Origin of the sequence: Luteimicrobium sp. NPDC057192, from assembly GCF_042670205.1 — a bacterium.
Lineage (GTDB): Bacteria > Actinomycetota > Actinomycetes > Actinomycetales > Cellulomonadaceae > Luteimicrobium.
In genome coordinates, this window is record NZ_JBHUWD010000044.1 from 1 (window position 1) to 14,682 (window position 14,682).

Annotated in this window: 14 protein-coding genes; 6 read left to right on the forward strand and 8 right to left on the reverse strand. The window is 74.8% G+C overall.

Going from position 1 to position 14,682, the window contains the following annotated elements; genetic code table 11:
- Positions 1-256 precede the first annotated feature (256 nt).
- Positions 257-481: a DUF3107 domain-containing protein gene (locus ACFT5B_RS17325; RefSeq protein ID WP_386800420.1), complete on the forward strand. Its 225-nt coding sequence runs from the start codon at positions 257-259 to the stop codon at positions 479-481.
- Positions 482-564: 83 nt separating this feature from the next.
- On the opposite strand, the gene ACFT5B_RS17330 is transcribed toward ACFT5B_RS17325, so the two are convergent.
- Positions 565-1,311 (reverse strand): ferritin-like fold-containing protein, encoded by a 747-nt coding sequence (locus tag ACFT5B_RS17330; protein ID WP_386800421.1) that lies wholly within the window; start codon positions 1,309-1,311, stop codon positions 565-567.
- Between the two features lie 295 nt (positions 1,312-1,606).
- On the opposite strand from ACFT5B_RS17330, the gene ACFT5B_RS17335 reads away from it, so the two are divergent.
- Positions 1,607-3,304: a DEAD/DEAH box helicase gene (locus tag ACFT5B_RS17335; RefSeq protein ID WP_386800422.1), complete on the forward strand. Its 1,698-nt coding sequence runs from the start codon at positions 1,607-1,609 to the stop codon at positions 3,302-3,304.
- Positions 3,305-3,571: 267 nt separating this feature from the next.
- Positions 3,572-4,918: a uracil-xanthine permease family protein gene (locus ACFT5B_RS17340; RefSeq protein WP_386800423.1), complete on the forward strand. Its 1,347-nt coding sequence runs from the start codon at positions 3,572-3,574 to the stop codon at positions 4,916-4,918.
- Between the two features lie 22 nt (positions 4,919-4,940).
- Here the strand turns inward: ACFT5B_RS17340 and ACFT5B_RS17345 are convergent, their stop codons facing one another.
- Positions 4,941-5,690 (reverse strand): dienelactone hydrolase family protein, encoded by a 750-nt coding sequence (locus ACFT5B_RS17345; RefSeq protein ID WP_386800424.1) that lies wholly within the window; start codon positions 5,688-5,690, stop codon positions 4,941-4,943.
- Positions 5,691-5,765: 75 nt separating this feature from the next.
- A complete protein-coding gene (locus ACFT5B_RS17350) occupies positions 5,766-6,485 on the reverse strand; it encodes a GTP pyrophosphokinase family protein (RefSeq protein WP_386800425.1) in 720 nt (239 codons plus the stop codon).
- A 118-nt stretch (positions 6,486-6,603) separates the two neighbouring features.
- On the opposite strand from ACFT5B_RS17350, the gene ACFT5B_RS17355 reads away from it, so the two are divergent.
- Positions 6,604-6,924 carry a DUF3467 domain-containing protein gene (locus ACFT5B_RS17355; protein ID WP_386800426.1) on the forward strand — a complete coding sequence of 107 codons (321 nt, stop codon included), beginning with the start codon at positions 6,604-6,606 and terminating at the stop codon, positions 6,922-6,924.
- A gap of 21 nt (positions 6,925-6,945) precedes the next feature.
- Here the strand turns inward: ACFT5B_RS17355 and ACFT5B_RS17360 are convergent, their stop codons facing one another.
- From ACFT5B_RS17360 to ACFT5B_RS17370, 3 genes are all read right to left on the reverse strand, one after another.
- Positions 6,946-8,232, reverse strand: a complete 1,287-nt coding sequence (locus tag ACFT5B_RS17360) for a pentapeptide repeat-containing protein (RefSeq protein WP_386800427.1) — start codon at positions 8,230-8,232, stop codon at positions 6,946-6,948.
- Positions 8,233-8,326: 94 nt separating this feature from the next.
- A complete protein-coding gene (locus ACFT5B_RS17365) occupies positions 8,327-8,944 on the reverse strand; it encodes a MarC family protein (protein ID WP_386800428.1) in 618 nt (205 codons plus the stop codon).
- 7 nt (positions 8,945-8,951) lie between these two features.
- A complete protein-coding gene (locus ACFT5B_RS17370) occupies positions 8,952-9,818 on the reverse strand; it encodes a PHP domain-containing protein (protein WP_386800429.1) in 867 nt (288 codons plus the stop codon).
- Positions 9,819-9,945: 127 nt separating this feature from the next.
- On the opposite strand from ACFT5B_RS17370, the gene ACFT5B_RS17375 reads away from it, so the two are divergent.
- The gene (locus ACFT5B_RS17375; RefSeq protein ID WP_386800430.1) at positions 9,946-10,794 is read left to right on the forward strand and encodes an alpha/beta fold hydrolase; all 849 of its coding nucleotides are present in this window, start codon (positions 9,946-9,948) and stop codon (positions 10,792-10,794) included.
- Positions 10,795-10,827: 33 nt separating this feature from the next.
- Positions 10,828-12,411, forward strand: coding sequence for an aminopeptidase P family protein (locus ACFT5B_RS17380; RefSeq protein WP_386800431.1), 1,584 nt, complete (start codon positions 10,828-10,830; stop codon positions 12,409-12,411).
- A 62-nt stretch (positions 12,412-12,473) separates the two neighbouring features.
- Here ACFT5B_RS17380 and ACFT5B_RS17385 read toward each other — a convergent pair whose 3' ends face one another.
- Both ACFT5B_RS17385 and ACFT5B_RS17390 read right to left on the reverse strand, forming a co-directional pair.
- On the reverse strand, positions 12,474-13,487 hold the full coding sequence (locus ACFT5B_RS17385) for a general stress protein (RefSeq protein WP_386800432.1): 1,014 nt from the start codon (positions 13,485-13,487) through the stop codon (positions 12,474-12,476).
- Positions 13,488-13,566: 79 nt separating this feature from the next.
- Entirely contained in the window at positions 13,567-14,559 is a 993-nt protein-coding gene (locus ACFT5B_RS17390) for an ROK family protein (RefSeq protein ID WP_386800433.1), read from the reverse strand.
- Positions 14,560-14,682: the final 123 nt, after the last annotated feature.

The following is a 14,682-nucleotide window of genomic DNA, read 5'->3' on the forward strand; positions in this document are numbered from 1 at the left end:
CGGGAGCGCGCGAGGAACGAGTGCGCGGATGGAAGACCGCGCGCACCCCTCCCGCCCCACCCGCCCCGACCCCGACCCAGACCCGACCCAGACCCGGACCCAGACCCGAACCCGCCGGACCACGAGCATCCCACCGACGTTTCAGCGCTGAGCGATCACACCCCGCCGCGACGGCCGTGAGACGCGAACCCCCCACTACGATCGTTCCAGGTGGTAGGCCCGCCGGCCCGCCGCGAGACGATCGAAAGGAACCGTGGTGGAAGTCACGATCGGTGTGAAGCACCTGCCCCGCGAGCTCGTCATCGACACGGACCTCTCGGCCGACGAGGTCGCCGCCGCGGTCGCGTCCGCGCTGAAGAGCGACGGCACGCTCGAGCTCAAGGACTTGCGTGGCCGCCAGTTCGTCGTGCCTGCCGCGTCGGTCGGCTATGTCGAGATCGGGACCGAGGAGACGCGTCGCGTCGGGTTCGGCACCCTCTGAGCCGCTCCTCGTGACGAAGGGCCCGGCCGCACGGCCGGGCCCTTCGTCGTCGCTGTGCGAGCCGATGCCCGCACGAGCGCTGGTCAGGCCGTCAGGCCCAGCCGCCGCATCCGCAGCGCGTGCCGCTCGGTGAGCTGCCGGAGCGCCCAGGCGTGCGTGTCGGCGTCCGACGACGGCGCCGCCGTCGCGCCGTCGTCGGCCTCCGCGGCGCGGGCGAGGGCGAGGAGGTGCACGAACGTCGTGCTGTCGGTGAGCAGGGACTGGGCGAGCCGGAGCGCCTCGCCCACGAGCCGGCGTCCCCAGAGCGCGAGCCGCGCGGACAGCACCCGGTCGGCTGCGGCGGCCTCGCCGAGCTGCTGGACGGCTTCCTCGTCGGCGACGCTCGCCTCCATGACCCCGAGGACGACGTCCCGGGAGACGGGGTCGAGCGCGGGGGCGCAGAGCCGGCAGAAGTCCTCGGCGACGGACCGTCCGACGTACTCGCGGAGCACCTCCTCCTCCCAGGTGCTGGCCTGGGTGCGGGCGTCGAAGTCCGCGAACGCGCCGTCGAACGGCGTCATCGCCACCACGGGCGAGCGCCCGAGCTCCCCGATCCGCTGGAGGACGCGTTCGCAGCGGGCGAGCGACGCCCCGGCGCGGCGGCTGTAGGCGAGCCGGCCCTCGACGTCGAGCGCGTCGGCGGCCTCGGCCGCGAACCGGGGTACGTCGTCGAGCTCGAACGCGGCGACGAGCCCGAGCAGCTCGACGACCTCGTCGAGGCTCGCTCCCCCGCCCTCCCGCGGACGAGGCGACGGGGACGCGGCGGGGGACGCGGAGCTCGTGACGGCCATCCCTCCAGGATAGGCAACGGTGCATCCGATACCATGGCCGGGTACCTCGGTTGCCCGGTCGTCCTGCAAGCCCTGGTTCGCGTCGACGCGCGAGCCTCACGCCCACGACGCCCCGGACCTGGTCCGGGTCGTCCCGCCACGACGGCGGCGCATCTTCACGATCGGCTGCCGGCCCTTGGCGCACGCGTCGCCCCGGACACCGCCGTCCCGCATCCCGGCCGCCCCTCACGGGCGCGAGCCCGGCGCGGGAGACCGGTCCGCGCGCAGCGGCGCCCCGACCCGAACACGAGGAACCGTGACCAGCACCACCGACGCGCCCACCACGGGCGCAGAGGACACCTCCCCCGCGGACACCGCGGCCCCGGAGGCACCCGTCCAGACCTTCGCCGACTTCGGCGTGCGCGACGCCATCGTGGACGCGCTCACCGACGCCGGGATCCTCCATCCCTTCCCCATCCAGGCGATGACGTTGCCCGTCGCGCTGTCGCGGCACGACATCATCGGCCAGGCCAAGACCGGTACGGGCAAGACGCTGGGCTTCGGCGTCCCGCTGCTCGAGCACGTCGTCGCGCCCGACGAGGACGGCTTCGACCGTCTCGACGCGCCCGGCAAGCCGCAGGCCCTCGTCGTCGTCCCGACCCGCGAGCTCGCGGTGCAGGTCGCCAACGACCTCGCCACCGCGTCGCGGCGCCGGAAGGTCCGCGTCGCCCAGATCTACGGCGGCCGCGCCTACGAGCCGCAGATCGCGCAGCTCACCGCGGGCGTCGAGGTCGTCGTCGGCACGCCGGGCCGGCTCATCGACCTCGCCAACCAGCACCACCTCGACCTGTCGCACGCGACGACCGTCGTGCTCGACGAGGCCGACGAGATGCTCGACCTGGGCTTCCTGCCCGACGTCGAGAAGCTCATCGCCGCGACCCCGCCGCGCCGTCACACGATGCTCTTCTCGGCGACCATGCCGGGCGCCGTCGTCGCGATGGCCCGCCGGTACATGACGCAGCCGACGCACATCCGGGCGAACGACCCGGACGACGGCGGCGCGACCGTCAAGAACATCAAGCAGGTCGTCTACCGCGCGCACGCGCTCGACAAGGTCGAGATGCTGGCCCGGATCCTGCAGGCCCGCGGACGCGGGCTCACCATCGTGTTCGCGCGCACCAAGCGCACGGCCGCGAAGGTCGCCGACGAGCTCGTCGAGCGCGGCTTCGCCGCCGCCGCGATCCACGGCGACCTGGGCCAGGGGTCGCGCGAGCAGGCGCTGCGCGCGTTCCGCTCGGGCAAGGTCGACGTGCTCGTCGCGACGGACGTCGCGGCCCGCGGCATCGACGTCGACGACGTCACCCACGTCGTCAACTACCAGTGCCCGGAGGACGAGAAGACGTACCTGCACCGCACCGGTCGCACGGGTCGCGCCGGGCACAAGGGCACCGCGGTGACGTTCGTCGACTGGGACGACGTGCCCCGCTGGGGCCTCATCGACCGGGCGCTCGAGCTCGGCATCCCCGAGCCCGTCGAGACGTACTCGTCGTCCTCGCACCTGTTCACCGACCTCGACATCCCCGAGGGCACCAAGGGCCGCCTGCCCAAGAGCCAGCAGGTCCGCGCCGGGCTCGACGCGGAGGTCCTCGAGGACCTCGGCGAGACCGGCAAGCGCACCTCGGGCCGCGGAGGCTCGTCGCAGGGCTCGGGCCCGCGCGGCTCCGGCTCGCACGGCTCCGGCCGGGGCCACGGTGAGTCCCGCGAGGGCTCGGGCGAGGGTCGGTCGCGCTCGCGTCGTCGTGGCGGCCGCGGCGGCTCGGGCTCGTCCGACGGCGCAGGCTCGCCGCGCACCGAGGGCGCGCCGTCCGCAGGGTCCGGCGAGGCGTCGTCGGCGAGCGGTCCGTCAGCGCGCAGCACGGAGTCCGGCGAGGGTGGGCGCCGTCGTCGGACGCGCCGTCGTCGCGGCGGCGCCGGTGCCGAGGGCGGCGCGCCCGCGGCTCCCACCGCCGACTGACCCGCTCCTCAGGAGCGTCCACGCAGCCCGTCCCGGTCACCGGGGCGGGCTGCGTCGTGTCCAGGGACGGCCTGAGTCGGGCCTGGGCCTGCGGCGAGCAGATGGCCGACCCAGGGCCGGTCGCGGCCGCCCCGTGCGGCCGGCGGTGCCTCGGCGACGGCCGGGCGAGTGCGACAATCCTCGCGAGCCGGCGTCGGCCGGCCCCGGCCGGACGTCCTCGGCGACCATCCGTCCGAGCCCCTTGGCACACCCTTCTGGGAGGCATCGATGCCCTCGACCCCGACGCTCTGGCGCCTGCACGGCGACGGCCGCCACGTGACGCCCGGGCAGGTGGTCTCGCCCGACGAGCGCCTGACGTGGCCGCGCACGGTCGGCCTGGGCCTGCAGCACGTGGTCGCGATGTTCGGCGCGACGTTCCTCGTGCCGCTGCTGACCCACTTCTCGCCCGCGACGACGCTGTTCTTCTCGGCGATCGGCACGGTGCTGTTCCTCGTCATCACGCGGAACCGGCTCCCCAGCTACCTGGGGTCGAGCTTCGCGTTCATCTCGCCGATCCTCGCCGCCACCGCGTCGGGCGGGAAGAACCTCGCCGTCGGCGGGATCCTCGTCACGGGCCTCGTGCTCGCCGCCGTCGGCTTCGTCGTGCACCGCGCGGGCGCCGGGTGGATCAACGCGCTCATGCCACCCGTCGTCACCGGCACGATCGTCGCGCTCATCGGCCTCAACCTCGCGCCCGCGGCGTGGAAGAACTACCAGTTCGCACCGTCGGCGGCGACCATCACGCTCGGCGTGATCCTGCTCGTCACGGTGTTCTTCAAGGGCATCCTCGGACGCCTGTCGATCCTGGTCGGCGTCGTCGTCGGCTACCTCGTGACGTGGCTCGGCGGGAACGTCATGGGCTGGAGCACGTTCGGCTCGCTCGACTTCGCGACGGTCGGCAAGGCGAAGTGGTTCGGCTTCCCCGAGTTCACGACGCCGCACTTCTCCTGGTCGCTGCTCGGGCTGTTCGTGCCCGTCGTCCTCGTCCTCATCGCCGAGAACGTCGGCCACGTGAAGTCGGTCGCCGCGATGACGGGCAAGGACCTCGACCCGCTCACGGGCCGGGCGCTCTTCGCGGACGGCGTCGCCACCACCCTCGCGGGCATCGGCGGCGGCTCCGGCACCACGACGTATGCCGAGAACATCGGCGTGATGGCGGCCACGCGCGTCTACTCGACGGCCGCCTACTGGGTCGCGGCAGCCGCGGCCTTCGTGCTCTCGATGTCGCCGAAGTTCGGCGCGCTCATCGCGACGATCCCCGGCGGGGTCCTCGGCGGCGCGACCACCATGCTCTACGGCATGATCGGCATCCTCGGCGCCCGCATCTGGGTGCAGAACAAGGTCGACTTCTCCGACCCCGTGCACCTCGCGAGCGCCGCCGTGCCGCTCGTGATCGCAATCGCCAACTTCCGCTGGAAGCTCGGGAACCTCGAGTTCACGGGCATCGCGCTGGGCGCCGGGGCCGCGCTCGTGATCTACCACGGCATGCGGTGGGTCGAGCGCTGGCGCGGGACCGGGCAGGAGCCCGCGAGCCCGGCGTCGGTGCCGGTCCCGGAGGAGCGCGCCGCCCGGTAGGCGGGCGGGGGCTTCGCGCTCGTCAGGCGACCGGCGCGACGCCCAGGTGCCGCGCGAAGAACCGGACCGCGCTGTCGATCTCGAACATCGGCACCCGGAAGTGGCCGCCGGGGTTCGCGTGAAGGGTCTTCTCGACGGAACCCAGGGCGTCGTACAGGGCCAGCACCGCGTCCCGCGGGTTGCCCTCGTCGTCCCACTGGAGCGCGAGCTCGACCGGCACGGTGATGCGGGACGCGGGCTCGAGGAGCCACTCGCTCCCGATCAGGCCCAGGACCGCAGCCGTGATCCGCGGCTCGGCCGGGACGAGCCGGAAGCCCATCTCGCCGCCTTGGGACAGTCCGTAGTAGCCGACGGGGCCGCCCGAGCCCACGACGTCGAGCTGCTGGAGCGCGTCGAGCGTGGTCGCCCAGTCGGGCACCAGCTCCTCGGCGACGACGTCGCACAGGGCGCGCCACTCCGGCCCGCGCGGCTCGCCCGCGGCCTCGCCGGCCTGGATCGTCGCGACCAGCCGGCGCACCTCGGGGTGCTCCGGCCGGTCCCCCGTCCCCGGCGCGTCGATCGCGGCGACCGCGTAGCCGCACTGCTGCACGAACGGGATCGCCCGGGAGGTGACCTCCCAGCCCTTCCGGTGCTGACCGCCGCCGTGCCCGACCAGCACCAGCGGACGCGGCCCGACGGCGTCGGCGGGGGTCCACAGCGCCCCCGGGATCTCTCCGAGCATGAAGAGCTGCTCGCGGACGCCGTCGGCCACGGTCTCGTCGGTGATACGCATGCGCCCAGCGCACCAGTGCGGACGACCCGGTCACAAGGGATTAACCGCGCGCCCCGGCCGGGGCAGCGACAGCGGTCAGGACGCGGCGCGGATCTGCGCCGGTCCCGGGGGCTCGCGGCGCGGGTCGCTCGCGCCCTCGGGCGCGTCGTCGGGCCCGGCGATGACCTCGTCCCGGATGCGCTCCATCGTCTGGTCGAGGGTCATCGCGACGTCGGCCGCGAGCTTGAGCGCGTCCGTGATGTGGTGCGGCACCTCGCGGTCGTACTTGTAGTAGATCTTGTGCTCGAGGCTCGCCCAGAAGTCCATCGCGATGGTCCGGAGCTGGATCTCGACGATCACGTCCTCGACCCGGTCGGACAGGAACACGGGGACCCGCACGATGAGGTGCAGGCTCTGGTAGCCGTTGGGCTTGGGGTGCGCGATGTAGTCGCGCGCCTCGATGACCTCGAGGTCGCGCTGCGCCACGAGCATGTCGCGGACCCGGTAGATGTCGGTGACGAAGCTGCACGTGATCCGGACGCCCGCGATGTCGAACATGTGCTCGCGGATCGCGTCGGGCGTGAGCGCGATGCCCTTGCGGCGCGCCTTGGACACGATCGAGTCGACAGACTTGAGCCGCGACGCGACGTGCTCGATCGGGTTGTCGTCGTGGAAGTGCTTGAGCTCGTCGCGCAGCACCCCGACCTTGGTCATCACCTCGTCTATGCCGAACTTGTACGTCATCATGAGGCGACGGACGTCCTTGGCCGTGGCGGGGCTGAGGGACGGTGCGTGTTCGGTCGGACGCGGGCTCACGTTCCTTACGGTACGCGGACGAACCTGAGCGCTCCCTGAGGACCAGGTCCGGTGGACCTGCGAGGCTGGGGAGGTCGTCGCCGGCGGCGTGTCCGACCCGTCCACCCGAGGAGAACCCGTGCCCGAGTCCCAGCAGCTCCAGATCGACGTGCCGGACGAGGTCGAGGTGGGCCTGCCTGCCGACTTCGCGTCGCTGTGGCACACGCCCGCGACCTTCGTCATCGACTTCGTCGCGCTCAAGCACCCGCCGCAGCCCGCGGTCGACGAGGTGACCGGCGAGGCGCACCCGCTCGTGTCGGGGCGGGTCGTGACCCGCGTCCGCATCCCTCCGGAGCAGGTCTTCGAGCTCGCGAAGGCGCTCACGACCCAGCTCGACGCATGGGAACGCGAGACGGGGCGCCGGGCCGACGGGAGCGCGACGGGTTCGTCCCCGTCCTAGCGGCCGCGCGGCCGCGTGCGGTCAGCGCGCCCGGAAGTCCCGGACCGCCTCGTACGCGGCGGCGTTCGCGTCGCCCGACGACGGCGCGTCCGGCGTGGGTGACGACGCCGCGGCGGTACGCGCCGCCACGGGCTCGGCGACAGAGGGCTCGGCGACAGTGGGCTCGCCGGTCGCGGCGGCCGGCCGCGCCGGGCGAGCCCGACGCAGGCGCCGGGTCAGCAGGCCGACGAACCAGCAGACCGCGAGCAGCGCCACGCCGACCGCGGCGCCCGTCCAGCCGCGGCCGTAGCCCCACGCGCACGTCGCCGCCGTGCAGCCCGGCGCACGCGGGTACTCGCCAAAGACCGAGCCGAGCAGCGCGGACATGATCGCCGAGGTCAGCACGAAGTAGCCCGCCAGCCCGAGCAGCGCGGAGACGGCGCCGAGCACGCCCCACCGCGCCTGGAGCATCACGGCGCCCGCAATCAGCGCGAGGAAGCCCAGCACGGTGATCATCGGCAGCACCATGAGCACGTCCGACCAGTCGAGGTCGGCGCGCAGCTCGGCGACGACGAGGCCGACCGCCGCAGCGAGCACGAGCACGCCCGCCAGCACCGCAGCCGGTCCCGTGCCGCGCAGGTCCTTGCCGTCCCGGCGTCGTCGGGCCGCCGACCGCAGGCGCGGGACCACGATCCCGAGCGCGAGGAGCAGCGTGGCGGCCGCAGCGATCGCGTCGAGGGGCGCGTCCCCGGTCGGTTCGGCGTCCCCGTAGCCGTCGGGTCGCGTCGTCTGCGTGAGGTCGGCCCCTTCGAGGTCCGTGCCGGTGAGGCTCGCCCCCGTGAGGTCCGCCTGGCTGAGGTCGGCTCCGGCGAGGTCGGCGTGGTCGAGCACGGCACCCCGGAGGTGCGCCTGGCCGAGCTCCGCGCCGGCGGCCTTCGCCCCCGTCAGGTCCGCCGCCCGGAGGTCCGCCTGCCCGAGCCTCGTCCCGCGCAGGTCCGCGCCGGCCAGCCGTGCGCCGCGGAGGTCAGCCTGCGTGAGGTCGAGGCCGGCCAGGTGCGCTCCCCGCAGGTCGGCGCAGCGGAAGTCGTGCCCGTCGGCCTCCGTCTGCGTGAGCGTCCTGCCCCGCAGCGCCTCGCCCTTCACCGTCGCGCACACCGCGGCGCGCCCGTCGGACGCCGTCGACGTCGGCGCGAGCTCCGGCACGGCGGCCGACGCCGGCGCCCACGCTCCCGACCCCAGGACGACGAGCGTCACCAGCGCGAGAAGGACCCCCAGCGCGGACGACGGTCCGGCGGGCAGGCGTCGGGTCGGCAGGGCGCGGTGGGGCACGGACGGGTCCTCACGGGTCGGGCGACGGCGTCGGGCGGGAAGGACGGAACGGGCGGGCGACGGGTCGCACCTGGGCGACGGACCGGGGCGGCGGTCAGGCTGCCTTGACGAACGCGGTCACGGCGTCGGCGATCATCTGGACGGCGATCGCGGCAAGCAGCAGACCGGCGATCCGCGTCACGAGGGTCGTGCCCGACTCGCCGAGCACCCGGTGGATGACGTTCGCGAAGCGCATGGCCAGCCACAGGCAGATGCAGACCGCCACGAGTCCGGAGAAGATCGCGACGTAGTCGGCGGCGCCGTCGGCGTTCTGGACGAACACCATGATCGAGACGATCGCGCCGGGCCCCGCGAGCAGAGGTGTGCCGAGCGGCACGAGCGCGACGTTGCCGCCCCGTGCGTTCGGCTCGGGGTTCTCGGCCTTGCCGGTGAGCAGCTCCATCGCGACGAGCAGCAGCAGCAGGCCGCCGGACGCCTCCAGCGCGGGCAGCGAGACGTGCAGGTAGTTGAGGATCGACTGGCCGAACAGCGCGAACGCGACGATCACGCCGAACGCGACGAGGACCGCGGTGAACGCCGCCGCCTTGCGCTGCTTGGCGGCCATCGAGCTGGTCAGGGCCAGGAAGATCGGCACCGTGCCGGGCGGGTCCATGATGACGAACAACGTCACGAAGACCCCCACGAACAGGCGCGGGTCGAGCACGGCGTCCATCAGCGGCTCACGTCCTGATCACGGTCAGCGTCCCCATGTCCTCGATCCTCTCCAGCACTTCTGGTGCCGTGGTGTTCTCCGCGAGCCGGTTGGGTTTACCGGCCCCGTGGTAGTCGCTCGATCCGGTCACGAAGAGACCGAGGCGCGCGGCGAGCCCCACCAGGTGGTCGACCTGGTCCGGGGTGTGGTCACGGTGGTAGGCCTCGAGGCCGGCGAGGCCCGCGTCGGCGAGCTCCTCGATCACGGCGTCGGGCACGGTGCGGCCGCGCGCCGACGCGGCCGGGTGCGCGAACACGGGCACCCCGCCCGCCTCGCGCACGCGGCGCACGGTCGGCGCCGCGCGCGGCGCGTAGTGCGGCACGTAGTAGGGGCTGCCGGCGTGCAGGACGGTCTCGAAGGCAGCCGAGCGGTTCGGCACGACGCCGAGCCGGACGAGCGCGTCGGCGAGGTGCGGCCGGCCGACCGTCGCGCCGGGGTCGGTGTGCGCGGCGATCTCGTCCCAGTCCACGGGGTAGTCCCGCGCGAGCAGGTCGACCATGGCGCGGGCGCGGTCGAGCCGGGCCGTGCGCACGCGCTCGCACTCGTCGGCGAGCGGCGCGTACGACGGGTCGTGGAGGTAGCTGAGGACGTGCACCGACACGTACCGGTCTCGGCCGTCGACGTCGAACACGGCCTGCGCGGACAGCTCCGCGCCGCGCACGAGGGCGACGCCGCATCCGAGCGCCGCGTCCGTGGCGTCGGGCCATCCGGCGACGGTGTCGTGGTCGGTCAGCGCGAGGACGTCGAGCCCGGCCGCCGCGGCGTCGGCCACCACCTGCCCCGGTACGTCCGTGCCGTCGGACGCCGTCGAGTGCGTGTGGAGGTCGATGAGCACCGCCCCAGGATATCGAGGCGCGCACAGGACGTCCGCAACTGCTCCGCGCTCCTCCCCCACGCGCGGCCGCGGCCGCCCAGGTTGCGGTGCCACGATGGAGGACCACCCGAGAACGTGAGGCCCCCCGTTGGACCCGAGCACCACCGCACGCCCCGGCGACGACGCCAAGCGTCATCCGTCCGTCGTCTTCGTCCACGGCATGCGCACGTCCGGCGCGATCTGGGACGCCCAGCTCGAGGCCACCCGCGGTGCCGGGTACCGGGCGGCCGCGATCGACCTGCCGGGGCACGGGGCGCGTCGGCACGAGCGCTTCAGCCTCGAGGGCGCGTACGAGGCGATCGACGAGGCCGCCCACGACCTGGGCGGCGGTGACCCCACGACGCCGCTGGCGCTCGTCGGGCTGTCGCTCGGCGGGTACACCTCGCTCGCGTACGCGGCGGACCGGCGGGACCGCCCGGGCGTCCGGCTCGCGGGCGTCGTCGCGGCCTCGTGCAGCACGGACACGCGCGGGCTCCCGCTGCGGACGTTCACGGGGGCGCTGCGCGGCTCGCTGGCCGCCGGCCGGGTGACGCGCGAGCTCGCGGCTCGCGCCGGGGCGCGCGCCTCCCGTCTGCTCGTCCCGGACACGCTGCGCCGGGCGGAGCCCGCCACGCCGCCGGTCCCGACGCTGCCGGGCCGCCCGTCCGGCGCGGCCGCCGTCTTCACGCCCGGCTGGGACCTCGTCGCGGACGCGCTCGCATACCTCGCCGAGCGATCGTCGGTGCAGAACCTGCGCGGTGGCGGGGTGCCGGTCTGGCTCGTCAACGGCGCGCGCGACCAGCTCCGCATGCACGAGCGCCGGCACGTGCGCGCCGTCCCGGGCACCCACCTCGTCGTGGTGCCGGGCGCCGGGCACGACGTGAGCCTCGAGGCCCCGGCGGCGTTCAACGAGGCCGTGCTCGACGCGCTGGCCGCTTTCCGCCGCACACGCCCCTGAGGGACGCCCCGGGCGCGGTGCGACACTGAACGCATGACGACGAGCTCCGCTTCCGAGCACCCCCCGACCACCGAGCAGGCCACCACCGACGGCCAGCCCGTCGAGGCCCGCAACGAGAACCGGTCGCAGCGGCCGCAGTCGGAGGCGTTCCGGTCCTTCATCACGAGCGGCTGGGGACCCCGCGCCGCGACCGGCACGACGCGTGCCCCGTCCGCGGACTACGCGGCCGTGCGCCGCGCGCGCCTGTCGGCCCGGTTCCCCGGCGCCCGCCTCGTGATCCCCGCGGGCGGCCTGAAGACCCGCTCGAACGACACGGACTACCGCTTCCGCGCGCACTCCGCGTTCGCGCACCTCACGGGCACCGGGACCGAGCTCGAGCCGGACTCGGTGCTCGTCCTGCACCCCGTGTCCGAGCCCGACGGCGCCGGCGGCACCACCGAGGGCCACGAGGCCGTCCTGTACGTCCGGCCGCTCGCGGGCCGCGACACCGAGGAGTTCTACGCCGACTCGCGCTACGGCGAGTTCTGGGTGGGCGCGCGGCCCAGCCTCGACGACGTGGAGGAGCTCACGGGGATCCGCGCCGAGCACGTCGACGGTCTGCGCGACGCGCTGGCCAAGGACGTCGGTACGGGCGGCGTCCAGGTGCTCGTCGTGACGGACGCCGACGAGGCCGTCGAGGACCTCGTGGACGAGGTCCGTGCCTCCGAGGGCGTCGTGGAGGAGTCCGCGGCGAAGAAGGAGCAGCACACCGACGAGGCGCTCGTCGAGGCCGTCTCCGAGCTGCGGCTCGTGAAGGACGAGCACGAGGTCCAGCAGATGCGCGACGCCGTCGACGCGACGATCGACGGGTTCGAGCAGGTCGTGCGCGAGCTGTCCGCCGCGGCCGCGCACCCGCGCGGCGAGCGCGTCGTCGAGACCACGTTCGACGCGCACGCGCGACTGGCCGGCAACGCAGTGGGCTACGAGACGATCGCGGCCTCAGGCGAGCACGCGACGACGCTGCACTGGATCACCAACGACGGCCAGGTCCGCGACGGCGACCTGCTCCTGCTCGACGCAGGCGTCGAGGTCGAGTCGCTCTACACCGCCGACGTCACCCGTACCCTGCCCGTCGACGGCACGTTCACCGAAGTCCAGCGTCGCGTGTACCAGGCGGTGCTCGACGCCGCCGACGCCGCCTTCGCCGTCGCGATCCCTGGCGCGCGGTTCCGCGACGTGCACGCGGCCGCGATGGAGGTCATCGCCGCGCGCCTCGAGGAGTGGGGCCTCCTGCCGGACGGCGTGAGCGCGGCCGACTCGCTCGCCCCCGAGGGCCAGTACCACCGGCGCTGGATGGTCCACGGGACCAGCCACCACCTGGGCATCGACGTGCACGACTGCGCGCAGGCCCGCCGCGAGCTCTACCTCGACGGCGTCCTCGAGCCGGGCATGGTCTTCACGATCGAGCCGGGCCTGTACTTCAAGGCGGACGACCTCACCGTTCCCGAGGAGTACCGCGGCATCGGCGTGCGCATCGAGGACGACGTGCTGGTCACCGCCGACGGCAACGAGAACCTGTCCGCCGCGCTCCCCCGCCGCCCCGACGACGTCGAGGCGTGGATGGCCGACCTGCGCTGACCCACCCCCTCGCGAAGTACCCCGGCATCCCGTCTACCTCGCGAAGTACCCCGGCATCCCGTCTACTTCGCGGGGTCGTCCGTGCCCGACGACGTTCCCTCCTCACGCTCCGAGCCCGCCTCAGGCTCGGGCCGGGCGGGCGTCGGGGGCTGGTCCTGCGAGGTCGCGCCGTCGGCCGACTCGGGGGCTGCGGGCCCGGCCGGCGACTGCTGCGCGGGCTGGACCGGGGCCGCCGGCTCGGGCTGCGCCGGCGTCGTCGGCTGCTCGGGGAGCGTCGGCTGCTGGGGAGCAGGGGACTGCGCGGGCGCGGCGGCCTGCTGCGCCTGCGGCGCCGCCGGCTCAGGGGCCGACTGCGCCGCGGGCGGGGCGACGTCTTCGAGCCGGCGACCGTAGCGGGGCTCCCCGGTCGGCGTCTGGAACCGGGGCGAGACGGGCGTCGGCGTCGGGGCGGGCTGCGCAGGCGGCTGGTGCGCGGGCGCCCCCGGCGTCGGCGTCGGGCTCGGCGGCACGGTCCAGCCGGACGCGCCGGGCGTCGTCGGCGGCTGCGCGGGGCGGGGCGCTGCGGGCCCTGCGGGACGAGCGGCGCCGGGCTGCCCGAGCCCCAGCTCGCTGAGGACCTGCCGGGCCTCGCCCGCGCGCTCGGCGACGCACAGGATCGCGTACGACGTCGCGACGATCTGCGACTGCGACGTGAAGTCCCGCTGGTTGCCCGTCAGGGCGTACGAGATGAGGCCGAACAGCACGCCGAACGCGGCGCCGATGCCGATCGCGGCGACGATGGTCGCGGCCGCGTTGCCGCCGCCGAACAGCGACAGCAGCAGGCCGACGAACAGGCCGAACCATGCGCCCGACGCGAGCCCCGCGACGGCGACGCGCGAGTAGGTCAGCCGGCCGGTGATGCGCTCGACGGCCTGCAGCCCCTCGCCGACGATCGTGACGTTCTCGACCGCGAAGTGCTTGTCGGACAGGAAGTCGACCGCCTTCTGCGCCTCGAGGTACGTGGGGTAGCGAGCGATCTCCACCCCGGTCGGCGGGGTCGGGACGCGGGGCACGGCGTTCGCGCGCGGCATGGACATGGCACCCAGTCTGTCCCAGATTCGTCCGCCGTGCCGAGGTCCCGCGGCGCGCCGCGCGGGCGATTCTCCGACGGAACCGTCAGACCCGCACGCCGAGGTCGGTGGGGACGGCCCGGCCGGACGCCTGCCACGCGAGCAGCGCGGCCCCGAACGTCCCCGCCTCGGCACCGAGCCGGGCTGCCCGGAGCTGCGGCTCGGGGTGCACGGTGAGGCGCCCGCGGACCGCCGTGCCGAGGGGATCGAGCAGCGCGCCGCCCGCCTTGACGAGCCCGCCACCGACGACCACGGTGCGCAGGCCGAGCGTCCTGACCAGGCCCGAGACCAGCTCGGCGAGGCCCTCGACCCCCCGCTGCCACACCTCGGCCGCGACGGCGTCGCCCGTCCGGGCGCGCTGCAGGACCTCGCGCGCGCCGTCGACGACGACCCCGGTGCGCGTCGCGTACTGCCGCGCGATGCCGGCCGCGGACGCGTACGTCTCGACGCAGCCGCGGCCGCCGCACGCGCACAGGTCGCCCGTCGTCGAGCCGCCGTGGCCGATCTCGCCGGCCCAGCCGCCGCCGGGGTAGACGCGGTCGCCCAGCACGAGCGCCGCGGCGATCCCCGTGCCGACCGAGAGGAACGCGTGGTCGCCCGCGCCCTGCCCCGCGCCGAGACGCCACTCGGCCAGCCCCGCGGCCCGCGCGTCGTGCCCGAACCCGACGGGGACGCCCGTGGCCTCCTCGACGAGCGCACGCAGCGGCAGCCCCCGCCAGCCCAGGTTCTCCGCCCCCAGCACGACGCCCGCGTCCTCGTCCACGACGCCGGGCGTGACGACGCCGACCGCCGCGACGTGCTGCTCGCCCGGCACGGCCGCCCACAGCTCGCGGACGACACCCAGCACGGCCTGCGTGGCGCCGTCGGAGTCGCTGGGCCCGCCGCCCGTCGGGGCCGTCCGGCGCGTCACGATGCCGCTCGCGTCGACGACGGCGCCCTTGACGGTCGTGCCGCCGACGTCGAGCGCGAGGACGACGGGCTCGGTGGCGCGGCACGCACCGGGGCGCGCTGCAGGGACGTCGGCGGGGACGTGGGGCACGGTGGACCGTCCGGTGGTGGGCAGGGATCGGGGGGGGGAGCCGAGGCTCGGGCGGCTCCCGACGCTGCGAACCGGGCCCCAGGTTACCGCCGGGTCCCCGGTTCGCGCTGTGCGCGCCCGCCC

Bases quoted from the DNA above. Each gene is read 5' to 3' on its own strand.
- ACFT5B_RS17345 (WP_386800424.1), bottom strand. From the start codon at position 5,690: ATGCGTATCACCGACGAGACCGTGGCCGACGGCGTCCGCGAGCAGCTC.
- ACFT5B_RS17385 (WP_386800432.1), bottom strand. From the start codon at position 13,487: ATGTCCATGCCGCGCGCGAACGCCGTGCCCCGCGTCCCGACCCCGCCG.
- ACFT5B_RS17365 (WP_386800428.1), bottom strand. From the start codon at position 8,944: ATGGACGCCGTGCTCGACCCGCGCCTGTTCGTGGGGGTCTTCGTGACG.
- ACFT5B_RS17380 (WP_386800431.1), top strand. From the start codon at position 10,828: ATGACGACGAGCTCCGCTTCCGAGCACCCCCCGACCACCGAGCAGGCC.
- ACFT5B_RS17340 (WP_386800423.1), top strand. From the start codon at position 3,572: ATGCCCTCGACCCCGACGCTCTGGCGCCTGCACGGCGACGGCCGCCAC.
- ACFT5B_RS17330 (WP_386800421.1), bottom strand. From the start codon at position 1,311: ATGGCCGTCACGAGCTCCGCGTCCCCCGCCGCGTCCCCGTCGCCTCGT.